A 25,388-nucleotide genomic window follows, 5' to 3' on the forward strand; every position below is an offset into this window, starting at 1 on the left:
CAATCGATAAAACCGATTAACCCATGGAACTAAGACAACTCAAATACTTTTTAAAAGCCAAAGAACTGCTCAATTTTACGGAAGCAGCAAAAGAGCTTTACATTACACAGAGCACATTATCTCAACAGATTAAGCAACTGGAAGATGAATTGGGTATTCCCCTATTTGATCGCATTGGTAAACGCGTCTCTATTACTGAAGCAGGCGAACTCTTTGCAACATATGCAGAAAAGAGTATCCAAGCTTCCAATGATGGTAAACTCATCCTCGATGATTTAAAGCAAGTGAACACAGGTACGTTGAGTATTGGTTTGACTTGGGGACTCAAATCTATCGTTATTAATGCGTTTAAAAATTTCATTGCGCAATTTCCTAAAATCAAATTGCAAGTGACTTTTGGAACGACAACAGAATTAATTGACGCTTTGCTTAAACAAGAGATTGATTTCGCCTTGACGTTTTATGAAGGCAAACACAGTGATGAACTTGTGCACGAACCCATTATGAGTTCAGATATGGCCGTTATTGTAGCTGCAACGAGTCCTTTAGCAACGAAGGAGAGTATTGGCCTTAAAGAAGTGGAGCAATTGACTTTAGCACTTCCTGTCAAAGGATTCAGTACCCGCGACTTCTTAGATCGTCAATTTGAAAAATACAAAATTCACCCAAATGTAACTGTAGAAGTGAACTATACGGCTACAATTGTCGATTTAGTGCGTACTGGAGCTTTTCAAACGATTCTAACCCTAGCGACTGTACATGGTGAAAAAGATTTATGTGCCATTCCTATTCGAGGTAAGAACATGAGAAGAGAAGCGGTAACCTTGCGCTTAAAAGACAGCTACCAAAAGAAAGCAGCTATTTATTTTATTGATTTATTAAAAGCGGAGGATAAAGAGGAATACAACCAACTTTAAGTTGGAGATTGGAAAGTAGAAATTGGAAAAGGGATTAACTGATACCCCTTAACTTCTACCCCTTAACTTCTAACCCTTAACTTCTAACCCTTAACTTCTAACCCTTAACTTCTAACCCTTAACTTCTAACCCTTAACTTCTAACCCTTAACTTCTAACCCTTAACTTCTAACCCTTAACTTCTAACCCTTAACTACTAACCCTTAACTTCTAACCCTTAACTTCTAACCCTTAACTTCTAACCCTTAACTTCTAACCCTTAACTTCTAACCCTTAACTTCTAACCCTTAACTTCTAACCCTTAACTTCTAACCCTTAACTATATAAACCAATAAGCAACTAATAATAAAAAAAGCGAAAGAGTTTATCTTTCGCTTTTTTTATTTGATATATATTCTTAGTTGAGAATCGGTTAGTCAAATTTCCAACTTCCCATTTATCTCACAAATTTTATATTTGTTTTCGTGTTCGATGAATCTACACTGCGTTTCGATTTCCAATCTCCAATACGCTATTTACCAGCTGCAATTAAATTCAAAGCAGATCCTGCTTTAAACCAATTCACTTGACTCGCATTATAGGTATGATTGGTTGCAATTACATCCTTAGATCCGTCTGCATGAACAAATTCTAAGTGTAATTGTTTCCCAGGAGCAAATTCAGTTAAGTCTAAGAAGTTGATGGTATCATCTTCTTGTACTTTGTCATAATCTGCTTCATTTGCAAACGTAAGAGCTAACATTCCTTGTTTTTTCAAGTTTGTTTCGTGAATACGAGCAAATGATTTCACTAATACTGCAGTAACCCCTAAATGACGAGGTTCCATAGCCGCATGTTCACGAGAAGATCCTTCTCCATAGTTTTGGTCTCCCACAACAATAGAAGGGATTCCAGCTGCTTTATATGCGCGTTGTACAGCAGGTACTGCATCATATGCTCCTGTCAATTGGTTTTTTACTTTATTCGTTAAGTGATTGAATGCATTTTCAGCACCAATCAACATGTTGTCTGAAATATTGTCTAGGTGACCGCGGAAACGCAACCATGGGCCTGCCATAGAGATGTGATCCGTTGTACATTTTCCAAAAGCTTTAATCAATAATTTAGCTCCTGTAATATTTTGTCCATTCCAAGGAGTAAACGGCTCTAACAACTGAAGGCGACTAGATGTTGGAGAGACAATTACCTCAACACTTGAACCATCTGCGGCTGGTGCTTGGTATCCTGGGTCTTCTACATCAAATCCTCTTGTTGGCAATTCATCTCCTGTCGGAGGAAGTAATTTTACTTCTTGCCCTTCGTCATTGATTAATGTATCTGTAATTGGGTTGAATCCCAAATCTCCTGCAATAGCTAAAGCAGCTACCATTTCTGGAGAAGTAACAAAAGCATGGGTATTTGGATTCCCATCAGCGCGTTTAGAGAAGTTACGGTTAAACGAGTGTACAATTGTATTCTTTTCTCCCTTATCTGCTCCTTCGCGATCCCATTGTCCAATACAAGGTCCGCAAGCATTTGTAAATACTTTAGTTCCCATTTTTTCAAACGTCTCGATGATTCCATCACGTTCAATAGTATAGCGAATTTGCTCTGATCCTGGATTAATTCCAAATTCAGCTTTAGGTGTAATTCCATTTTTAACAGCTTGTTCAACAATCGAAGCTGCTCTTGACATATCTTCATACGAAGAGTTTGTACAAGATCCGATTAATCCCCACTCTACTTTTAACGGCCAGCCATTTTTCTCTGCATCTTCTCTCATTTTTGATACAGGTGTTCCTCTATCTGGTGTGAAAGGTCCGTTGATATGTGGTTCTAATTCCGATAAGTTAATTTCGATTAATTGGTCAAAGTATTGCTCTGGGTTTGCATATACTGCAGCATCTGCTGTTAAGTGTTCCGCTACTTTATCTGCCGCATCCACTACATCTTGGCGTCCTGTAGCTGCTAAATAACGACGCATTGAATCGTCATATCCGAAAGTCGAAGTTGTCGCTCCGATTTCAGCTCCCATATTACAGATGGTTCCTTTTCCTGTACAAGACATCGATAAAGCCCCTTCTCCGAAGTATTCAACAATAGCTCCAGTTCCGCCTTTTACTGTAAGAATATCTGCTACTTTTAAAATCACATCTTTCGGTGCCGTCCATCCGTTTAATTTTCCGGTTAACTTCACTCCGATTAATTTTGGGAACTTCAATTCCCAAGCCATACCCGACATAACGTCTACAGCATCTGCTCCTCCAACTCCGATAGCTAACATTCCCAATCCACCCGCGTTTACCGTATGTGAATCCGTTCCAATCATCAATCCACCTGGGAAAGCATAATTTTCTAAAACAATTTGGTGGATAATTCCAGCTCCTGGTTTCCAGAATCCAATTCCATATTTATTTGATACAGAAGATAGAAAATTAAACACTTCTGAAGATTGTGTTTCTGCTACTTTTAAATCGGTTGCAGCTCCAACTTTTGCTTGGATCAAGTGGTCACAGTGCACCGTAGTAGGCACGGCTACCTTTTCTTTTCCAGCATGCATAAATTGCAATAACGCCATCTGTGCTGTTGCATCTTGACAGGCTACGCGATCCGGAGCGAAATCTACATAATCATTTCCGCGTTCGAAAGTTTGCGTAGGCATTCCCTCCCATAAGTGTGTATATAAAATTTTCTCTGTAAGTGTCAAAGGACGTCCAACTAATTCACGTGCTTTCGCCACGCGATCTGGCATCTTTTCATACACTTTTTTAATCATTTCGATATCAAAAGCCATAATAACAATTCTTTTATTTATATGAATTAAAATTTCAAAACAATTTACAGTTTTTTACCTCTAATAAGTTCTATACAAATGTTAAAACACTGTATTTAAAATGATTCCACTTAAATGAATTAAATTTATGAGGAATACTTTAATGCAATGTTTAAGGACGATATCTCAAAAGGTGATTAGTTAAGTATTTTTTATAAATTTGTCTATCAATAGGTTGTGGTTATGTAGATTTAATTCTCAGCATTAATTCCTATCCTAACCTAGTAAATAAACGTTATATCCTGTTATATGAGAGTACTACTCTTAACAATTTTGTTCTTATGTAATATCCAACTATTACTTGGAAAGAGTGAAAGTGATAAATATAGATTTGCAAAACAAACTTTCAAGTCTCAAAATTATAAACTACATGATTATGTTCGATTTAATGGAGAAATAAGCAAACTTAAGAATGGTACCTATAAATTTGATGAAAAATATTTGAACCTTCAATTAGATAATCCTAAATATGAAAATATTTTCAAATTAGGAATTTTTAACCCTGATATTGTATTTGGAAAAGAAACATCTAAAAAAACTCAAGCTGAGCTAGATACTTTAACTCAAAAGCAAAAAGTTTTTTATAATCTAATAAGGAATGATAGTTTAGTTATCTGTTGTGTAAAAGAATTAAAAGAACTGAATCCAAATCCTCAAACAAAGAGATTTGTTTTTTGGTTATTTAGAATGGGAATGGCAAATCCAACAGAATATTACTTTGAACTATATAATAAAAATGCTACTAAAAAAACTACTATTGAAGAATTTATAGAAAATGCGAGAATGACTTTCTTTTTTATAGGTACAATTATAATATAAAAACGATCTATACTATCATCTTCATCTCTTATTTCAACACTTAAACCAATATACACAACCTCGCTTAAGACATTTATTATGTACAAACATCTTTTTAAAGCAGCCCTAAATTGGGTGGCTACGGACAAAGTGAAAGAGCAAAACATAAAGGTATATGCCAAAAGCCATACCATCAAAATAGAAGGAAAAGATATTTTATCTATTTCAGCTGCCAAAGCTTTTAAAGGAGATCCTGCATTACTAAATCCAGAAGACTTACTGTTGAGTGCTCTTACATCGTGTCATATGATGTCGTATTTATATATATGCCAACAACACAATATAGAAGTGCTTGCTTATGAAGATAATTCGGAAGCTACATTGATACTAAATGCTGATGGTAGTGGACGTATAACCAAAGTAGTTTTAAATCCGATAGTACGCATCAAAGATGAATCGCAAAAAGAATTAGCCCTACAACTTCATATTCAAGCCAATAAACTTTGTTTTATTGCTAATTCTTGCAATTTTGAAATAGAACATCAGGCACAATGCTTTAATTAAAGTACATGTTTGATTAAAAGCTAATACACTATAAAAAAGCGAGGTAATCTACACAGACTACCTCGCTTTTTTTATAAATACTATTCTAATTATTTTGTCGAAATTGGTTTAAACTTTGTCAAGTTAATTCCTTCTACAGAAGCTTTATATTCTTCCATTGTTGGAACTCTACCTAAAATCGCAGAAAGAACAACTACTGGAGTAGAAGCTAATAAAGATTCTCCTTTTTTGCGTTCTGAATCTTCTACTACACGTCCTTGGAATAAACGCGTTGATGTAGCCATTACCGTATCTCCTTTTGCTGCTTTCTCTTGGTTACCCATACATAAGTTACAACCAGGACGCTCTAAATACATGATGTTTTCATATTCAGTACGTGCATTGTTTTTCGGTAAAAGGTCACTGAATTCGAAACCAGAATATTTTTGTAAGTATTCCCAATCTCCTTCTGCTTTTAACTCATCAATGATGTTGTATGTTGGTGCTGCCACAACAAGTGGTGCATTAAATTTCACCGCACCTGTTTGTTTTTCAATGTTTTTCAACATTTGAGAAACAATTTTCAAGTCATCTTTGTGAACCATACATGAACCTACGAAACCTAAATCTACTTTTTTATCTCCACCATAGAAAGAAAGCTCTCTAATTGTATCGTGTGTATAGCGTTTAGAAACGTCATCATTGTTTACATCTGGATCAGCAATCATTGGTTCTTCAATGATATCAAGATCAACTACAACCTCAGCATAGTATTTTGCATTTGCATCTGGCATTAAAGCAGGTTTATCACCTGTTCTAATTTCTTCAATACGCTTGTTTGCTTTGTTGATTAACCCTTGTAACACTTGGTTTTTGTTATCCATTCCTTTATCGATCATGATTTGGATACGGCTTTTCGCAATTTCCAATGATTCGATTAAAGTATCATCTTGTGAAATACAGATAGACGCTTTTGCTTTCATTTCAGCTGTCCAGTCTGTGAATGTAAATGCTTGATCTGCAAGTAAAGTACCGATATGAACTTCGATAATTCTACCTTGGAACACGTTTTCACCTCCAAATTGTTTCAACATTTGTGATTGAGTTGCGTGTACTACGTCACGGAAATCCATGTGTTCTTTCATGCTTCCTTTAAACGTAACTTTTACAGACTCTGGAATTGGCATTGAAGCCTCACCTGTTGCTAACGCTAAAGCTACTGTTCCTGAATCTGCTCCAAAAGCAACCCCTTTAGACATTCTAGTATGTGAATCCCCTCCGATGATGATAGCCCATTCGTCCACAGTAATATCGTTCAATACTTTGTGGATAACGTCCGTCATTGAATGGTATTCTCCTTTAGGGTCACGTGCAGTAATTAAACCGAAATCGTTCATGAATTTCATCAATTTCGGGATATTTGCTTGTGCTTTTTTATCCCAAACTGATGCTGTATGACATCCTGATTGGTAAGCTCCATCAACGATAGGAGAAATAACAGTTGCTGCCATTGCTTCTAACTCCTGAGCAGTCATCAATCCAGTTGTATCCTGTGATCCTACGATATTCACTTCTACGCGAACGTCAGAACCTGCATGTAATACTTTTCCGTTTGTTACTCCAACTGCATTTCTATTGAAGATTTTTTCAACTGCTGTTAATCCTTGTCCTTCAACAGAGATTTCTTTAGAAGGAGCAAAAACTACAGGAGCTTCCATTCCTAATAATTTTGCAGCGAATGTTTGGATTTTTTTACCAAATACGATAGCATAAGATCCACCAGCTTTGATAAATTCCATTTTTTGTGGAGTTAAAGCTTTCGAAATATCGATTAACTCTTGATCTCCGTTGTATAATTTTTTTGTTTTTGTATTAATTGTCAATACAGTACCTGTAGCTACAGAATAAACTTCTTCTAATACTGGCTCTCCTTTTTCATTGCGAACTACTTCACCAGCAGCATCTGTTTTTTTCACCCAGTTTTTCAAGTCAATTCCAATACCTCCAGTTACGTCAACTGTAGTTAAGAAAATTGGAGAAATTCCGTTTGTACCTGCAACAATTGGAGCAATGTTTACGAATGGAACATATGGACTTGCTTGTTTACCTGTCCAAAGTGCCACGTTATTTACTCCTGACATTCTTGAAGATCCAACTCCCATCGTTCCTTTTTCAGCAATTAACATCACTTTTTTACCTGGATGTAATTCTTGTAAAGCTTTGATTTGTTGTTGTGCTTCTGTACTAATCATACATAATCCGTGAAGTTCACGATCTGCACGAGAGTGCGCTTGGTTTCCTGGAGAAAGTAAATCTGTTGAAATATCTCCTTCACCAGCGATGAAAGTAACTACTTCAATTTTCTCATCTACTTCAGGTAATTTCGTAAAGAACTCTGCTTTTGCATAACTTTCTACGATATCTTTTGCTACAGCATTACCGCTTAAAAACGCTTCTTTTAAACGATCTGTATCAGCTTCGTACAAGTACACTTGTGTTTTCAATACTTTAGCAGCCTCTTGAGCGATTGCTACGTCATTTCCTAAAGCTAAATCTAATAACACCTCGATAGAAGGTCCACCCTTCATGTGTGATAATAATTCAAAAGCAAAAGCAGGTGTAATTTCATTTACCACAGCCTCACCTAAGATGATTTCTTTTAAAAATTTAGCTTTAACCCCAGCAGCACTAGTTGTACCAGGTAAAACGTTATAAATAAAAAGCTTAAGAGATTCTGCACGGTGTGCATTCTCTGTATCTTTAATCTGTGCTATAATTTCACTTAATAGCTCAGCTCCATCAATTGGCTTAGGGTTAAGTCCTTGATTTTTTCTTTCTTCAATCTCGTTGATGTAATCCTTATAAAAGCTCATAATTCAGATCTATTACTTACAGGTTGTTGAAAATCAAAGATCTCCTCTTCCCCATAACTGATTATTTTGTATTAGTTATTTTTTCACTTGTACTTCTTCTCTCTCCAATCTGTTGGTTGTAAATTTCTTCTGTTGAATCAGCCTAATTGCTTCTTCTTTTACAGCCTCTAAAAACATCTAGTAAAGTACTTTATAATACTTCTGGTATTCCTATCATTTGTTCTTCAGCTGATAAAATCAAAACTTACAATCTTCTACTTCGAAAGAGTATTTGACTTGTATTTTATTTTTTGTCGTCGCAAATTTAATCAATCTAATTAATTTTCAAAAGTTTTTAATATTTCCCTCAAATCCAAAAATTATTATTTATAAACATTCTACTTTGATGAAAAAACAACAATACTTTTAGCGTTTCTAATCAATTAATCTGAAATAAATTATTTTTTACCTTATAATTTTAAGATATTTCAACTTTTCATTCCTATTTAATAAAAAAACGACATTTTAGTCTATTGCTAAAATGTCGTTTTCAATCGTTTAGATTATTATTTTCTTATTTTTTGAGCCAATTATTATGGAATTTGCAGTCTCTATATTCCCCTTGAATGTTAATATAGGCATCATTTATCTTCTTTGTAATCCATTTTTGAAGCTCACCTTCTTGTTTTTTGTTCAAAGCCATGTTCTTTACCTTCGTATAATCGTCAACAAAGTCGATTTTATGCGAAGCAATTTTCTTATTGATGGTTACAATACGATAGCTTTTTTGATCTCTATAATCCGTTTTTAACGCCACAGGAGAGATTTCTTTTTCTTTAAGTGAATTAACTAAGAAATACAATTCTCTATCTTCCATTTTATTTAGGTCAAAACGAGGGTCCATGGTCATTGGATCTCTTAAAACTCCACCATTTTGTTTTGTATCCTTATCATCAGAAGACGCTGCTGCTGCTTCAGCAAATGTAATTTCATTGTTTACAATTTTCTCGCGAATGCCTTCTAACTTTTTCTTAGCATCTTCCAACGCTTGCTCTGTAGGTTTAGGAACCAATAAAATATGGCGAACATCTAAATGTTGTCCTCTAATCTTCTCTAAGTAGATGATGTGGAATCCAAACTCCGTTTCGAAAGGAGCTGATATTTCTCCCTCAGCTAAAGTAAAAGCAACCTCTTTAAACTCTTTAGCAAAAGGGGATTTTTTCGTAATGGAATAAAATCCACCATTAGCCGCTGAACCTTTATCATCCGTAAATAAAACTGCTTTACTGAAGAAACTAGCACCATTGTCTAATACGTCACTACGCATTTCGTTTAAACGGTCAATTACTTTTTGCTTTTGTTCTTTTGAAATTTCAGGTTTTACTACAATTTCTGCAATTTCTACCTCATCTCCTACTGTCGGTCTTTCATCCTCTGGAATAGCCTTAAAGAACTGTCTTACCTCTTCTGGTGTAATCGTTACTTTCTCAACAATGTGTTTTTGCATTGCTTGAGTTAATTTATTTTGCTTTACAATATCAAAGAAATAATCTCTAAATTCTTCCTCTGTTTTTTTGTTGTAAAACCCTAAAATACGATCAATTCCACCAACTTCTTCCACCATTCTGTTGATCTGATCATTCATAAATCCAGTTACTTCTGCATCGTTCACTTCGATACTATCTTGAACCGCTTGGTGGGCATATAATTTATCTTCTAATAAACGCTCAAATAAATCACATTTTGACAAATTATCAATAGGAATACGCTGTGCTTTTAGCTCCAACAAGGTTTTATCAATTTCGGATTCTAAGATTACATAATCTCCAACTACCCCAACTACCCCGTCAATTTTTCTCTTTCCCGCCGGATTTTGCGCTTGCATACCGCCTATCATCACACATGATAGTCCTAGTGCAAACAGCACCTTCTTACTGATAAATTTCATAATTTTTATCTTTTTTTGCATCTTTTAAAATATCTTCTTCTATCTGTTTTAGTAATTCCATTTTTCGATTATTTAAAACCATCAATCGCAATGAGGGTTCTAAATAGGAATAAGGAACCATATCTCCTTTTTTCAAAACTTGATTGATACGCACAAAGTACGTACTATTTTCATCCTTAACCTCGAAATAGGTATTATTTTTTAAATATTGTTCTCTATTTTCTGCATTAATAAAAGGTAATTTCTCATAGATTTGAGAGACATTCACCCATAATGAATCATTCAAGACATATGATTTCATTTGTAAGGACAGTTGATCTAGCAATTCATACTTGATCTCCTTCCCTCCATTAAATCCACTCTTCACCTTATTAAAATGCGTATTGGAATTTAATATATTGACATAAGAAAGTTTGACCAACATATCATCTACTCGAAATCCTTGTTTCACTTGATCATAATACGTTTTGAGGTCACTTGCTCGAACAACCGTATCAATCGATTGTTGTACTAATTTTTCCAGATATCCTTTAATGAGTAATTCCGATTTAAAATTAGCAACTAACTCATCTATCTCTTTCTTCTTTTCATCGGATAAATTAAACTCTGCAGCATCCATTAACAGCTGTTTAGTGGCCCATTTATTGATGAATAATTCCACCATTGCAATACTGTCCTTCACTGTACTTTGTGGGGGCACGATACTCTGCAAAGAAGAACGTTCTAAATATTTATTATCCACTCGAGCGACATATTTATCTCCATCGAGTTTCTTTTGCTTGTCACAACTAGTATAGCCCAAAAGTACCGCTAGTAAAACAACGCTATATTTGATGTATCTAATTTCTCTATACTTCATTACCTATACTTTATATTTCTTATTCGCTAACAAAAATAACATTTATAAGCCATAAATGGGATTATTTTTAAAAAAACGAATCAAAATACGCTTAAATAAACGAGTTAAAAAACGTAATTAACAATATTACTAATACCTCATTTATTTACCTTAAGGATTAACATTCTATTTAGTTTTTTCAATCGAATTTCCCTTTCTTAGCTTCCGTTAATTCCTTTGTCCCAATTCGTTTAGCTCTTCTTTTTACTAAAGAAACTATACCTTAAAGAAACGATTGCGATTCATTATTATTATTTTCAGCAAATAATGAGTATTTTTGCAACCTAATTTTTTTAGAGATGAGTTTTTTAACAGAAATAGAACGCAGAAGAACATTTGGTGTAATTGCTCACCCCGATGCTGGTAAGACAACCTTAACAGAGAAATTGCTACTTTTTGGAGGGGCAATTCAAGAAGCAGGTGCAGTAAAAAATAATAAGATTAAAAAAGGAGCTACTTCCGATTTCATGGAGATTGAGCGCCAAAGAGGAATCTCAGTTGCTACATCTGTATTAGCCTTTAACTATAAAGACAAAAAAGTCAACATCTTAGATACACCTGGTCACAAGGATTTTGCTGAAGATACCTTCCGTACCTTAACAGCTGTTGATAGTGTGATTGTGGTTATTGACGTTGCAAAAGGGGTGGAAGAACAAACGGAAAAATTGGTTGAAGTATGTCGTATGCGCAACATTCCGATGATTGTTTTCATCAATAAATTAGACCGTGAAGGACGTGATGCTTTTGACTTGATGGATGAAGTAGAACAAAAACTTCAATTGAAAGTAACCCCTTTGAGTTATCCTATCGGAATGGGGTATGATTTCAAAGGAATCTACAACATTTGGGAAAAGAACATTAACTTATTCACGGATGACAGCAGAAAGAATATTGATGATGTGATTAATATTTCTGACTTAGAATCAAAAGAATTAGACGAATTAATCGGTACTAAACCAGCGGATAAATTAAGAGAAGAATTAGAAATTATTCATGAGATTTATCCTGATTTCGATCGTGAAGCTTATGTACAAGGGCAATTGCAACCTGTATTTTTTGGTTCAGCTTTAAACAATTTTGGAGTTAGAGAATTATTGGATTGCTTTATTCAAATTGCACCTTCTCCAAGAGCAAAAGAATCAGATACGCGAGTAGTTGAGCCAACAGAAAAAGGATTTAGTGGTTTTGTTTTCAAAATTCACGCCAATATGGATCCAAAACACAGAGACCGTTTGGCTTTCATCAAAATTGTATCAGGTACATTTGAGCGAAATACTCCTTATTTACACGTTCGTCAAAATAAAAAATTAAAATTCTCAAGTCCGAATGCTTTCTTCGCAGAGAAAAAAGAAATTGTTGATATTTCTTATGCGGGAGATATTGTGGGCTTACACGATACAGGAAACTTCAAGATTGGAGATACCTTGACAGAAGGAGAAATCATGAGCTTTAAAGGAATTCCTAGCTTCTCTCCAGAACACTTCCGATACATCAATAATGCAGATCCGATGAAATCAAAGCAATTGGAAAAAGGAATTGACCAGTTGATGGATGAAGGAGTTGCTCAGTTGTTTACGTTAGAAATGAATGGTCGTAAAGTAATTGGAACCGTTGGAGCGTTACAATATGAAGTTATTCAATACCGTCTAGAGCACGAATACGGAGCTAAATGTACGTATGAAAACTTCCCTGCTTACAAAGCATGTTGGGTACGACCTGAAGATCCGAAGAATGAAGAGTTCAAAGAATTTAAACGCATCAAGCAAAAATTCTTAGCGACAGATAAATCAGGGCAATTGGTTTTCTTAGCAGATAGTGAATTCTCCGTTCAAATGACACAGAGTAAATTCCCAACAGTAAAACTAGGATTTACTTCAGAAGAGATTGACAAATAATTAGTTATATAGATACGCAAGTATTGTTCAAATAAGAAGAGGGTGTTTTTTACATCCTCTTTTATTTTTTTGTGAGGTTTGTGAAGTGGTGAGATTGGTGAGGTGGTGAGATTGGTGAGGTTTGTGAAGTGGTGAACCCTATTAAGATCTCACCAATCACACCCTCTCACCCTCTATCTCACCTATTTTATATTGGTTTTAGTGTTCGATGAATCTACACTTCGTTCCGATTTCATCACCTCACCCTCTTTCAGCTGTTTCAAACTGCGATTCAAACTTCGCACTGAAATGCCAAGATAGGCTGCCATGTCCTCTTTTGATAAGGTAATGGCTTGTTTTTTCTGCATTTCGACCAATTGATGTAAACTATACTCTATGGTATACAACTGCTGATAAGAAGCTCTACGTGCTGTATTGACAATGCGTGAAGCAAAGGCATCCAAGAGCAATTCGTATAACGCACTATCTTTGTTGAGTAAGGATTGAAAAAAAGAATAGGACAACACATAAGTTTCTACCACATCTAAGGCTTGTACATTACACAACCCCTCAATTTTTCGGATGTATTCAATATCCCCAATAATCTCTCCTTTACCCAAAAACTCAACGATGTATTCTTTTTCATTTTCTTCTTCAAAGAATACTTTAGTCACTCCTTGCTTGATTAATAAAACATGGGATGCTTTTTCATTTTGTAGAAATAAATAATCTCCAGGAGCAAATGTCACAATGGCAATAGCGTCACTGGGATAGGTATGCTGAAGATAAAGTTCATCAAGATAGTGTAAGAAAGTTTCGTTGGTTCGTATCATAGCTTGTAAGACAATTGTCCCTTTTGTTTATTTTAATTTACAGAAATTTACCGCATAAATTGCAAAAATACAAAACATGCGACTACAAAATAAAATAACGACTCTTGCTTTTGATGCTGATGATACGCTCTGGGTAAACGAACCTTATTTTCAAGAAGCGGAACAGCAATTCGTCCATCTTTTACAAGATTATCAAACGGCAGAACAACTTTCAAGTGAATTATACCAGACTGAAGTTAAGAATTTACCTTTGTATGGCTTCGGTATTAAAGGATTTATCTTATGTATGATCGAGACTGCTCAGCGAGTTAGTCACCATCAAGTGTCCCCACAAATTATAACTAATATCCTGGATTTAGGTCATGCTTTATTGCAACGTCCCGTTGAGTTACTCGCGGGTGTGCAACAAACGCTCGATGCACTGCACGGCAAGTACGATTTGATTCTCGCTACCAAAGGAGATCTACTCGACCAGCAGCGAAAAATAAAAAATTCTGCTCTCGGTGATTATTTTCATCACATTGAAATTATGAGTGATAAGCAAACCGTAGATTATGAACACTTGCTGCATCGCTTGTCGTGTAAACCCGAGCAGTTTTTTATGGTAGGTAATTCAATGAAATCGGACATTCTACCTGTATTGGCCTTGGAAGCACATGCGGGTTATATTCCCTATTCCGTTACCTGGTCTCATGAACAACATGACACTCCCCTACAGCACGAAAAATTAATTACCTTACAAACATTACCAGATCTTTTACACTATTTATAGCTTATGAGACATTTAATCCACCTAGAAGAATGGAACAGAAAAGAACAATTTAAATTCTTTTCCACCTTTGATGAACCTTTTTTTGGTATTACAGTGACTATCGATTGTACACATGCTTATTCCCAAGCCAAACAAAACGGGCAATCATTTTTCTTGTATTACTTATACCGTGCTTTACAGGCCGCTAATCACGTAGAGAATTTCCGCTATCGCATCGTTGATCAAGAGGTTTATCTGTATGATCAAATTCACGCTTCCCCAACCATCAATAGACCTAATGGTACCTTTGGTTTTGCTTATATGAATTACCATATCGATGAAGCCACCTTCATTCAACATGCACAAGAAGAAATTAAAAAAACACAAGAATCGACCGCTCTACTCCCTGCAATAACAGGAGAAAACGTCATTCACTTTTCTGCAGTTCCTTGGCTAAATTTCACCTCTCTTTCACATGCGAGAAGTTTTTCTTTTCCCGATAGTTCTCCTAAGATTTCTTTCGGAAAAGTCACAGAAAGTCAAGGTGTTTTAAGTATGCCTGTGTCTATTCATGCCCACCATGCGCTTGTTGATGGCTATCACGTGGGGCTGTTTGTGGAGGAATTTCAACGATTGATGGAAGAGGATGAGATGGGAAATGAGTTATAGGGTTAGGAGTTATGGGTTTGGGGTTATGGGTGAGGTGGTGAGATTGGTGAGGTGGTGAGGTGGTGAGATTGGTGAGATTGGAACGAAGTGAAAATCGAAACGAAGTGAAAATCGGAACGAAGTGTAGATTCATCGAACACCAAAACCAATATAAAATCTGTGAGATATATTCATCGAACAACAAAACAAAACAGCAATTCAGTGAGATATATTCATCGAACACCAAAGCCAATAAGAAATAGGTGAGATATATTCATCGAACACCAAAACCAATATAAAAATAGGTGAGATAAATTGGAGAAGGGAGAAGAGTGAATTTTCGAATTTAGAAAAATCTGCTGTTAAGTAAAAATTAATCCATTGTATAAAAAACAAAAAACCATCCCTATAAAGGATGGTTTTCTTATTTCCGATTTTGTATACTCTTACCCCTTAACTCTTACCCCTTAACTCTTAACTCATAACTCCTAACCATAAACTATCTAATCCCCGATTGATTCAACCAAGCACTATATTTTCTACTATTCTGATTGTGTTGTGCTAATGTTTCAGCGAATTCATGGTACCCCATGCGATCAACACTAGCGCAGAAATAGATATAATCGTGTTTTTCAGCATTTAATACAGCATCAATGGTTCCTTTATCTGGCATAAAGATAGGCCCCGGAGGAAGTCCAACATTTTGATAGGTATTATACGGAGAAACAATTTCTGTATCCTTGTGGTATACTCTTTTGATTACTTGATCAAAATCATCCGTGTATAATTTTTTCGCGTATACCACGGTTGGATCTGCTTGTAATGGCATTCCAATACGCATGCGGTTTAAGTATACACCCGCTACTTTAGATTTCTCGTCGTTTTTACTTGTTTCTTTTTGCACGATAGAAGCTAAAATTGCTACTTCTACTGGTGTTAATCCTAAAGCTGCTGCCTTTTCTTTTCGCTCTTCATCCCAGAATTTCAGGTATTCCTTATGCATTCTGTTGCGCATTTTCAATGGAGTAACCGTCCAATAGAATTCATATGTTTCAGGTAAAAAACCAACTAAAACACTTTCTTTCGTAAAGCCATTTTCTTCCAAGAATTGAGGATCGTAAAACACCTCCATCATTGCAATACTATCAGCTTCTACTTGAGAAGCAATTCTTCCTGCTAAATTCTCAATACGTTCTTGATTATTAAACGTTAAACGCACAGGAACATTTTTTCTCAATGCTTCAATTAAGCTATAGCTATCCATCCCATTAGTCAACTTGAAACGCCCTGCAATTAGGTTGCTGTTAAAGCTTCGTTGACTTGCAATTTCTTCAAATCCTTCTGGATTATTCAAATAGGGACGTAAAGCTTGCAATACATCCATGAAATTATCGGATGTACGGATATAAAAGTACTCTTTTTCATCCCAGTTTTTTAAATTGGGCGAAAAGGCCTTCTGATACCATACATACAAATAACCCAAAAAAACAAAAGCACCTACTACCGAAAGTGCGATCAGTATATTTTTTAATTTCATCTTTTTTTTAAAATATTAACTGGTACATTATTTCATCTTTATACGTTTGACCCACTCTAGTCCACGCTTTTTTTATTCCAATTTCGCTAAAATCAAACTTTGTAAACAGCTGAATACTCGCTTGATTATCGGATGCAATATTAGCATAAAGTTGGTTCAAATATAGATATTCTCTACTATAATTTAGTACTAATTCCAATGCCTGAGAACCAATTCCTTGCGCTCGATTAGTATCTTGTTGAATCACAATTCCCACTCCTGCTCTTCCATTCTTCGGGTCAAAATCAAACAAATCAATCAATCCCAAGGTTTCATTTGTTGCCTTTGAACAAATTACCAAACGCAATTGTTTCGCTTCATAGATATCCAAATGGGCATTTTCTAAATATTGGTGAATCAAGAATCGGCTGTATGGTGTTTGTGTATTACTCACTTCCCACAAGCTCAGATCATTTTCTATTTGATAAATAAATTCTAAATCTTCCGGTTCTAAGGCACGAAGATAAATCGTTTCGTGTTCTAATCTAATCATAGTTATAGGTTAATGGATCCTTGAAAAACTAAAGTTGCAGGTCCTTTTAAAAATACCTTTTGATACGTTTGGTTTATGTATTCAAAATGAACAGCGAGTTCACCACCTTCTACTTCTATCTTCACCTCGTTGCTATCTACCTTTCCTAAATTGTGCATCGCCAAAGCTACTGCTGTAGCTCCAGTTCCACAAGAAAGTGTTTCATCTTCTACCCCTCTTTCAAACGTGCGAATTCTAAAGTGATTAGGACCTTCTTGTTCTACAAAGTTGACATTGGTTCCCTTGGGTGCATACGCCTCACTATTTCGAATCTGTTTTCCTTTTTTATACACATCAAAATAAGCCAAATCTCGTACAATCTCAACATGATGAGGGGAACCTGTATTGAGAAATGCACCTTTCTTTTGTAGTTCAATATGATCTACATCAATCATTTGTAAGGCAACAATCCCCTGCGAATCAATCGTTGCATAATGCAACCCATCAACTGCCGTAAAACGACACGTGTCTTCTATGATGCCCAATTGCTTGGCAAAGGCAACAATACAACGTCCTCCATTGCCACACATGGTGCTTTCTTTTCCGTCAGAATTGAAATATACCATTTTAAAATCTGTCTGTTCATCTTCTTCTACAAGAATCAATCCGTCTGCTCCTATTCCAAATCGGCGATCACATAAATAAGCAATCAACTCTTCCTTGGACGCATCAAAAGTTTTATTGCGGTTATCGAGCATAACGAAGTCATTTCCTGTCCCTTGGTATTTCCAAAATGATAACATATCCAATTATTTTTTCTGTGTTCGGAATCAAATTTACGAATAATCCGTTGTATTTGATACATTGTTAACCATTGGTTAAACACTTTTTAATTCCCGACATCCTTTTTTAATTTTACTAGAATCACATTTTATTCGTTCTATTATGAAAAAATTTTTTACAACTTTTTTCACCTGCCTTCTTACTGCAGGTATTACGTTAATAGGCTATACATATTATTTGGACAAACGAGCAGCAGCTGGAGAATCAATCCCTTTACTTGAGTCTTCCTCCTCGTCTCATCAAGTGCCAACGGCGTCACCTGTTGACTTTACAAGTGCGGCCGAAAACACCGTCAATGCTGTGGTTCACGTAAAAAACTTAAGTTACATCACCACGCGTAGCAATCCTTTATTGGAATTTTTCTACGGGTATAAAGGCGGTACACAAACCCAAGTAGGGACAGGTTCTGGTGTAATTATTTCTGAAGATGGGTATATTGTGACAAATAACCACGTGATTGCCAATGCTTCAGAATTGGAAATTACCTTAAACAACAACCAAACCTATAAAGCTCGATTAATTGGATCCGAAAAACAGATGGACTTGGCGTTACTCAAGATTGACGCACCCGAAAAGCTCCCTTTTTTAACCTTTGGAGATTCTGATGCCATTCAATTGGGAGAATGGGTATTAGCTGTTGGGAATCCATACAACTTGACCTCTACCGTGACAGCGGGTATTATTTCAGCAAAAGCGAGAAATTTATCCGAAACAGGGATTCAATCGTTTATTCAAACAGATGCAGCAGTCAATCCAGGAAATAGCGGTGGTGCTTTGGTGAATGTAAAAGGGGAGTTAATTGGTATTAATACCATGATTTCATCCAATACGGGTTCTTATGTTGGTTATGCCTTTGCTGTTCCTTCTAATGTAACAAAAAAAATTGTAGAAGACTTCTTAGAATTTGGCAATGTACAACAAGGAGCACTGGGAGTATCTGGTTTTGAACTGAATGCTAATTCGGCTAAACAACTCAACTTAGCAACAAATCAAGGATTCTATATCCAAGAAGTCGTACAAGGTTCCGATGCAGCTAAAGTTCAGCTAAAAAAAGGAGATATTATTACCGCTATTAATGGGCGAACAATCACCTCTTTTGTAGATATTAAAAATATCCTCAATACCAAACGCCCTGGAGACCGAGTGCAACTAACGATCAATAGCAACAACAACATCCAACAAAAAGAGATTCGCTTAATTGCTGCTCAAGCCCCTACTTTTGCATTTAATGGCATCGAATTCGAAGATTTAACAGCAGAAGAACAAGCCAAATACAAGGTAAACTATGGAGTTAAAATCACAGCAATTACCAATACAAAATTTATGCCGTATCGAGGGGAGCTAGTAGATGCTATTTTACTGGCTATAAATGGGCAAAAAATTAACTCGATTGACGAGGCGAAAACATTATTTAGTCAAATCAATGAAAATCAACGCATCAAATTGGATATTTTATCTCCTAAGGGTGAACTAATTAAGGTTTATTTATAAAAACGGGAGGGTTTAAATCAAAATTTAACTTTTGCTTTATTCATAAAAAAAGTAGACTTTTGCACTAATTTTATACAACACAATCTAACACAATATGAAAGATACAAGTTTATACGAAAAGGAATTGGCTTTTCAAGCAGACAGAAGAAAAGCATGTGTAGAGTTTATCAAAATCGTAAGTGATTTATGGTTTGACAAATCTATTGAATTATTAATGTTCCGCAATCAATTAATTGACCGTAGCGTTAGTGATATCATCAATTTACATGAATATGCTGCTAAGTTTGTTGAGAAACCGATTAACATTTTTGATACGGTTGAAATAGCGAAAGCAATTCAACAAGCTGATCTTCCACCTTCACGAATCGATATTGGTCGTTTAACGTATGAATATCATTTAGAAGACAACAAGCACAGCAATGCGTTAGGTTTTGTTGTTAGCAAATTAAAAGATGCTAAAAATACAGGAGAAATTGTTCCTAAAGATGTAGTTCTTTACGGTTTTGGACGTATTGGTCGTTTATTAGCTCGCGAGTTAATGAACAAAATTGGAAAAGGACAACAAATGCGTTTAAGAGCTATCGTTACTCGTGATAAAAACGATGCAGTTTTATTAGAGAAAAGAGCTTCTTTATTAAAATACGATTCAGTACACGGTGATTTCGAAGGTTCTGTAATTGCAGATCCAGCAAACAATGCTTTAATCATCAACGGAACAACTGTTCACATGATTTCAGCTAATACTCCTGAAGAAATTGACTATACTGCTTTTGATATTGACAACGCATTAATCATTGACAATACAGGAGCATTCACTACAGAGGAAGCGTTAAAACGTCACTTATCATCAAAAGGAGCTTCAAAAGTATTATTGACAGCACCTGGAAAAGGAATTCCTAATATTGTACATGGAGTAAACCACACAGAATACAACCCTGCGGAAGTAAACATTTGGTCAGCAGCTTCTTGTACAACAAATGCGATTACGCCTATTTTAAAAGTTATGGAAGATAACTTTGGTGTAGTAAAAGGTCACTTAGAAACTATCCATGCGTATACCAATGACCAAAACTTGGTTGATAATATGCATAAAAAATACCGTCGTGGTAGAGCAGCTGCATTGAACATGGTAATTACAGAAACAGGAGCAGGAAGTGCTGTTGCGAAAGCGTTACCTTCATTAGCAGGTAAATTAACTTCAAATGCTATCCGTGTACCAGTTCCAAACGGATCTTTAGTTGTATTAAACTTAGAGATTGGAAAAGAAACTTCAGTTGATGCATTAAACGAAGTAATGCGCAATGCTGCATTAAACGGTGATTTAGTAGAGCAAATCAAATATTCATTGAACAACGAGTTAGTATCTTCTGATATTGTTGGAACATCTGCACCAGCTATCTTCGATAGTAAAGCAACAATTGTTTCTGCAGACGGTAAAAACGTGGTGATGTATGTTTGGTATGATAACGAATATGGCTATAGCCACCAAGTTATCCGCTTAGCGAAGTACATCGCACAAGTAAGACGTTATACGTACTATTAATAGATATAAAATCCCGCCAAAAGCGGGATTTTTTTATGGTATAAGGTGAGTCTCTAATCTTGGTATAAAACGAGGATACATTGGCATCATTTTCTACCCGAGTTTTCCTCATCGCACAAACAAAAAAGAGAGCCTAAGCTCTCTTCTTTTTTAACTAACTGTAACCAAAACCTACTTTTGTCTGAATATTTACTTCTTATACTTCTTGCATTTCTATTTGACTTAGTTTTTGATGTAAGGTGGGTTTGTCTTCGACATATTTTTCAACCCACTGTTCTAATCGATCTACATCATAAGGCACCATTTGGAGTAAAGCTTTATTAAATTCTTTTACGAATAACGCTGAATCAAAACTTACATTTTCTAAAATTCTTTTGGTGTAATCAAACATTAGTCTGTTTTCCATTGTATTTATTTCTTTTTCACATTAAACAACAATCAAAAATAATGTATTAACAAATAAAAAACAAACTCAATACGTTTTTTTACATTTTTTTAAACTAAAATCAATACAAGCGAAATATTATAAGAATCCTCTTCCTATTATTCCAATTTTGTTTACATTTTATTCATCTAATTTGACTTTTCACCAAACAATAAGTAGGAAATGACTCTTTCTATGCTTTTTAACTTTTTCGCTATTTATCTTAGGCTATTTTCGTCTTTCCTACACTACAACTAAGATGAAGAGTTTAAACAATAAAAAAGAGAGGGTTTGAATAGCCCTCTCTTTCGTTTAGTTTTTCTTGTTATTGAACTTGATAATTTACATCTGTATTTTCTTGTACATATTTTATAGCCCAAGCAATTGTATTGGCATATATAAAACTGTTAAATACCGTAACTCCGCCATTATAAGCTTTACTTAGAGGAGCTCCTCCAGACGTAATAGCAGCAGGCCAAATTGTAATTGAATTATCACTAGCATTTCCCGAAGTCCATCCTGAATCTCCAATATAAACATAACCTAATGTATTGTGTTTCAACATCCACGAACGATTCGAATCATTATTTTGATGTGATAAACTGGTAAATTCAGCTGAATACCCTGTTACATAATAGGAATTATTTACATCACTTCCTCCATGTTTCCCTCTCACATCACCAAATGGTCCATTCAATAAAGGATCATCAATATTTAAGATTGGATTAACATAGGTCGTTCCTGTTCCAGATACGGTAGTACTTGCTGAAAAAGCAATGGCATTGATTAAATTTTTAGCCCCAGGAGCATCATTTTCTTGAGAATGAATCAATACTCCTTTTTTATTCTTAACGAAATCTGTCAATATTGCTATAGAATTTGCATTTGGTGTATAGTTATAACCAATGACAATCACGTCAATTTTATTGTTATTGATGCGGTTTCTCAATGTAGCATCATTAGCATAATCACCATTAAAGATTGTAATACCATCTACTTGTACTATTCCATTTGGTCCAAAATTTCCATCAGATTGCAATAAAGCTCTTGAAGTTTGAGTATTAGAAGCTGACCCTGGTTGATAAGTTCCACCTCCTAATCCAAGAACGTTTATTTTGCGATAAATAAACTCTACATTTTTATTACATGTATTTGCTCCGATAGCACTATTTGTTGATAACGTATAACGATGTGTACCTCCACTTACTCCTGTACCTGAAGCCTGCAGTGTTACATCTTGTGTGCCAGTCAAAGTAAATGTTCCACTTGCCGAGAACGTCACACCATTTACTGTATTAGTAGATATGGTATAAGCCCCTGGATATTGTACGTTTACACTTAATGTCATTGTATTCGTAGCATTCATTGCTATATTAGGAGCATACGTTCCATTCACCACTATAGTAGAACAAGTTAAACTATAAGCTACCGGTTGTCCTGTTACTGTAACATCAAATGCACAAGTAGCAACCATTCCTGGTACAGCATCTAAAGTAAAGGTATTTACACCTGGAGTAGTTGGTGTTCCCACTGCTGTCAACACAATATCTCTATCTCCTATAGTATCAAAAGAAAGTGGCCCTGAAGTGAAATAAATACCTCCAACTGTATTAGTACGAATTGTAGTTTCACCCGTTGCTTGTACATTAGCTTTTATCGTTACTGTATTAGCTGCGGTCATCGTTTCATCTTGTTTATAAACTCCATTAACAACCACTTGTGAACAATCAACTGTATATTTAATTGGCTGTACAGTTATTTGAATACCCATGCAATTCGTTCTTGTTCCAGCATCAGAATTAGAGGTTAAGTTGAATGAATTTGTCCCTGAAGCAATAGGTGTTCCTGTACCTAGTAATTCTATTGTTTGTGGGCCTCCCGTTTGAGTAAACGTTCCAGATCCTCTAAATGAATAACCATTTATTGTATTGGATGATATACTCCAATATCCAATAGATTGTACGTCAACTTCTAAAACAATTTTATGTGTATTATTTAAAGTTTGCCCAATCATATAACTACCTTGAACGATTGCTGCATTACAATCGATTTCATAGCTAACACTTGCATTTTCAACAAACACATGTTTGTTCACACATGTACTCGGTTTATTATTTAATGAAATGGTCAATAGATCGCCATCTTCCCCTGCATTATATCCTGTATTTGGCGTTCCTACTCCTTCTACAATCAATGTATATGTTCCTGAAGTTGGAAAAGTTCCTTTGGTTGTAAAGTAATAACCATTTGCTGTCGCAGCTAAAATCTCATAAGTACCCGCTTGTGATACGGTTACAGGTATGGTCAAATAATTAGATGCTTTTAAATATTCCCCTTGTTTAAAATCTCCATTTACAGTAATTTCTGAACATTGTACTGAACTAATTTCAAATATAGCAGGAGGAGGTGTTCCACATAAACTCAACCAAGTATCTTGAGCCTCACTCCAATAATTAAAACAGCCTGTTGTTTTATTGTAAATCAATAACCCGTCTGTTCTATTAGCAACCGCAATAGCATCTCGTTGTTGAGTTGTCAATCGCGGGGTTAAAAATCCTTTATTGACACTCTCTAGTTCCAATATTACGCCTAAACCCGGTACAGCAGGTGAACCTGAAATTGTACCGTCCTTAATTTTAGTCATGTTCGTTTGGGCGCTACCTGAAAAGATGCCTATAAAAAGTAGCAATAGTAATGAAATAACATATTTCATTACTTTATATCTTGTATTATTATAACGCATAATTAATCGTTTAAAAAGTTAGTTTTTTTGCATGAAGTCTAGCAGCATTTTCTCTAATTGCTCTACTTTTTGTTGCACATTTTGATTAGCTTGTTCTAATTCTTTAATTCTAGACTCTTTTTCCTCTAATTCTTTATTTTGCTCAATAATATGTAAATACAATTCTTCTGTTTTTTCTAAAAGTTGAATTGACAATTCTGAAACATTAAAAGCATAACCTTCCTCTGATTTACTCAACTCATGAATTGGCGTTATCCCAGGTAAGTGACGATTTTCTTTAATAAAGTCTTCAACAACATCTAAGCTTTTAAACTTATAATCATATTTTAAGGATGAATATCCATCAAAATACTTTTCAAACACATAATCTGCATAGTAACTATTTACAGCTGTGATACTTCCATTAACTCTTAACTTCTCATTAGGTGCTCCTGATGGTTCTGTAAAACCAATCCCAACCCATCCTTTCGTGTAAATATTTGCTGAAGGAGAAGTTGCAACTTTATGTGTTGTCGTATCTAACCAAGGATGTTGATTGATTGACTCAATTTCAATCGTATGGATAATTTGTTCTTCGTCTGTATATAACAACGCATTATTTACTGCATCAAACTCTAATTTGGTCAAAGATTCTCCATCACCTACTAAATCAGTCAAAATCAAATCTGTTTTTTCTCCTTTTTCATTGGTATAAGTTAAAATATGCTCTTGTGGATCGTAAATCAAGGTCGTTACCGTTTCGGTTCCTTTCACCAATACTTTGATGTCAATTGGGTGTTCATCTCCATTTTCATCCTTATAGGTTAAGGTATAAACGTCTAATTCTTGTCCGGATTCATCCTCTTCTTGAGTTACGACATTTTTAAGAACAGTTAAGGTCTCATTGCCTTTTACTAAACTTGGAATATTAACCACAACTGGTTCATTAGCTTCATTTGTATAGGTTAACACACCATCTACATTGGCTAAAGTAGTTATCGTTTCATTATCTTTCACAAACTCCTCCAAATCAATATTATGCGTACCTGTTTCATCTACATAAGTAAAGGAAGTTCCATCATAACTTACGTTTCCATATTTGTCTTTCAACATATCGACAATTGTCGTAATAAAAGTAGGATTATCGCCCAACTTGGTAATGAAGTCCTGATTTGTAGCAATGTGCTCTACAAAGGTTTTGTTACTAGCAATATCCGTTACTGCTAACTCAACCACATTTTGTTCTGAATCCGTAACAACCAACTTGTCATTCACTAACGTGAAGCTAACGTTAGTTGTGTTTAAGGCACTCCAATCAACGTCGTGCTCTGCTCCATGTTCATCGTAATAAACAAAAGTATTAGTCGTTGGATCGTAGTTGACATTTCCATACTTCCCTTTTAACTCAGTAACGATATTGGTAATAAAATCCTCATTGTTTGTG

19 protein-coding genes are annotated in these 25,388 nt (G+C 35.3%); 8 read left to right on the forward strand and 11 right to left on the reverse strand.

Going from position 1 to position 25,388, the window contains the following annotated elements:
• Positions 1 to 23: 23 nt before the first annotated feature.
• Entirely contained in the window at positions 24 to 917 is an 894-nt protein-coding gene (locus ACUTSE_RS16220) for a LysR substrate-binding domain-containing protein (RefSeq protein ID WP_445640982.1), read from the forward strand.
• A gap of 510 nt (positions 918 to 1,427) precedes the next feature.
• On the opposite strand, the gene ACUTSE_RS16225 is transcribed toward ACUTSE_RS16220, so the two are convergent.
• Positions 1,428 to 3,689: an aconitate hydratase gene (locus ACUTSE_RS16225; RefSeq protein ID WP_445640983.1), complete on the reverse strand. Its 2,262-nt coding sequence runs from the start codon at positions 3,687 to 3,689 to the stop codon at positions 1,428 to 1,430.
• Positions 3,690 to 3,977: 288 nt separating this feature from the next.
• Between ACUTSE_RS16225 and ACUTSE_RS16230 the strand changes: the two genes are divergently transcribed.
• Together ACUTSE_RS16230 and ACUTSE_RS16235 are read left to right on the forward strand one after the other, a co-directional pair.
• Positions 3,978 to 4,547 (forward strand): hypothetical protein, encoded by a 570-nt coding sequence (locus ACUTSE_RS16230; protein WP_445640984.1) that lies wholly within the window; start codon positions 3,978 to 3,980, stop codon positions 4,545 to 4,547.
• A 78-nt stretch (positions 4,548 to 4,625) separates the two neighbouring features.
• Entirely contained in the window at positions 4,626 to 5,090 is a 465-nt protein-coding gene (locus tag ACUTSE_RS16235; protein WP_445640985.1) for an OsmC family protein, read from the forward strand.
• An 89-nt stretch (positions 5,091 to 5,179) separates the two neighbouring features.
• Here the strand turns inward: ACUTSE_RS16235 and ACUTSE_RS16240 are convergent, their stop codons facing one another.
• The 3 genes from ACUTSE_RS16240 to ACUTSE_RS16250 all read right to left on the reverse strand — a co-directional run bounded on the left by ACUTSE_RS16240 (position 5,180) and on the right by ACUTSE_RS16250 (position 10,728).
• The gene (locus ACUTSE_RS16240; RefSeq protein ID WP_002986566.1) at positions 5,180 to 7,942 is read right to left on the reverse strand and encodes a bifunctional aconitate hydratase 2/2-methylisocitrate dehydratase; all 2,763 of its coding nucleotides are present in this window, start codon (positions 7,940 to 7,942) and stop codon (positions 5,180 to 5,182) included.
• Positions 7,943 to 8,495: 553 nt separating this feature from the next.
• Entirely contained in the window at positions 8,496 to 9,869 is a 1,374-nt protein-coding gene (locus ACUTSE_RS16245; RefSeq protein ID WP_445640986.1) for a peptidylprolyl isomerase, read from the reverse strand.
• The gene (locus tag ACUTSE_RS16250) at positions 9,853 to 10,728 is read right to left on the reverse strand and encodes a hypothetical protein (RefSeq protein ID WP_259189060.1); all 876 of its coding nucleotides are present in this window, start codon (positions 10,726 to 10,728) and stop codon (positions 9,853 to 9,855) included. The genes ACUTSE_RS16245 and ACUTSE_RS16250 overlap by 17 nt, the downstream gene beginning before the upstream one ends.
• A gap of 338 nt (positions 10,729 to 11,066) precedes the next feature.
• On the opposite strand from ACUTSE_RS16250, the gene ACUTSE_RS16255 reads away from it, so the two are divergent.
• Entirely contained in the window at positions 11,067 to 12,662 is a 1,596-nt protein-coding gene (locus tag ACUTSE_RS16255) for a peptide chain release factor 3 (protein WP_445640987.1), read from the forward strand.
• Between the two features lie 182 nt (positions 12,663 to 12,844).
• Here ACUTSE_RS16255 and ACUTSE_RS16260 read toward each other — a convergent pair whose 3' ends face one another.
• Entirely contained in the window at positions 12,845 to 13,474 is a 630-nt protein-coding gene (locus ACUTSE_RS16260) for a Crp/Fnr family transcriptional regulator (protein WP_445640988.1), read from the reverse strand.
• Positions 13,475 to 13,550: 76 nt separating this feature from the next.
• Between ACUTSE_RS16260 and ACUTSE_RS16265 the strand changes: the two genes are divergently transcribed.
• Positions 13,551 to 14,246 carry an HAD family hydrolase gene (locus tag ACUTSE_RS16265; protein WP_445640989.1) on the forward strand — a complete coding sequence of 232 codons (696 nt, stop codon included), beginning with the start codon at positions 13,551 to 13,553 and terminating at the stop codon, positions 14,244 to 14,246.
• 3 nt (positions 14,247 to 14,249) lie between these two features.
• Entirely contained in the window at positions 14,250 to 14,894 is a 645-nt protein-coding gene (locus tag ACUTSE_RS16270; protein WP_445640990.1) for a CatA-like O-acetyltransferase, read from the forward strand.
• A 478-nt stretch (positions 14,895 to 15,372) separates the two neighbouring features.
• Here the strand turns inward: ACUTSE_RS16270 and mltG are convergent, their stop codons facing one another.
• From mltG to dapF, 3 genes are read right to left on the reverse strand one after another with little or no spacing between them, the layout of a single operon-like run.
• Positions 15,373 to 16,410 (reverse strand): endolytic transglycosylase MltG, encoded by a 1,038-nt coding sequence (mltG, locus tag ACUTSE_RS16275; protein ID WP_445640991.1) that lies wholly within the window; start codon positions 16,408 to 16,410, stop codon positions 15,373 to 15,375.
• 7 nt (positions 16,411 to 16,417) lie between these two features.
• The gene (locus tag ACUTSE_RS16280) at positions 16,418 to 16,942 is read right to left on the reverse strand and encodes a GNAT family N-acetyltransferase (protein ID WP_445640992.1); all 525 of its coding nucleotides are present in this window, start codon (positions 16,940 to 16,942) and stop codon (positions 16,418 to 16,420) included.
• 2 nt (positions 16,943 to 16,944) lie between these two features.
• Complete coding sequence (gene dapF / locus ACUTSE_RS16285) at positions 16,945 to 17,724, reverse strand: diaminopimelate epimerase (RefSeq protein WP_445640993.1); 780 nt, start codon at positions 17,722 to 17,724, stop codon at positions 16,945 to 16,947.
• 142 nt (positions 17,725 to 17,866) lie between these two features.
• On the opposite strand from dapF, the gene ACUTSE_RS16290 reads away from it, so the two are divergent.
• Positions 17,867 to 19,255, forward strand: coding sequence for a trypsin-like peptidase domain-containing protein (locus ACUTSE_RS16290; protein ID WP_445640994.1), 1,389 nt, complete (start codon positions 17,867 to 17,869; stop codon positions 19,253 to 19,255).
• 94 nt (positions 19,256 to 19,349) lie between these two features.
• Complete coding sequence (locus tag ACUTSE_RS16295) at positions 19,350 to 20,798, forward strand: glyceraldehyde-3-phosphate dehydrogenase (RefSeq protein WP_002986603.1); 1,449 nt, start codon at positions 19,350 to 19,352, stop codon at positions 20,796 to 20,798.
• 196 nt (positions 20,799 to 20,994) lie between these two features.
• On the opposite strand, the gene ACUTSE_RS16300 is transcribed toward ACUTSE_RS16295, so the two are convergent.
• The 3 genes from ACUTSE_RS16300 to ACUTSE_RS16310 all read right to left on the reverse strand — a co-directional run.
• On the reverse strand, positions 20,995 to 21,204 hold the full coding sequence (locus ACUTSE_RS16300) for a hypothetical protein (protein ID WP_002986606.1): 210 nt from the start codon (positions 21,202 to 21,204) through the stop codon (positions 20,995 to 20,997).
• 343 nt (positions 21,205 to 21,547) lie between these two features.
• Positions 21,548 to 23,965 (reverse strand): hypothetical protein, encoded by a 2,418-nt coding sequence (locus tag ACUTSE_RS16305; protein ID WP_445640995.1) that lies wholly within the window; start codon positions 23,963 to 23,965, stop codon positions 21,548 to 21,550.
• A gap of 18 nt (positions 23,966 to 23,983) precedes the next feature.
• Positions 23,984 to 25,388, reverse strand: a 1,405-nt coding sequence (locus tag ACUTSE_RS16310) for a hypothetical protein (protein WP_445640996.1), incomplete at its 5' end; no start/stop codon positions are given.

Source organism: Myroides sp. TSA_177.3 (assembly GCF_052691955.1).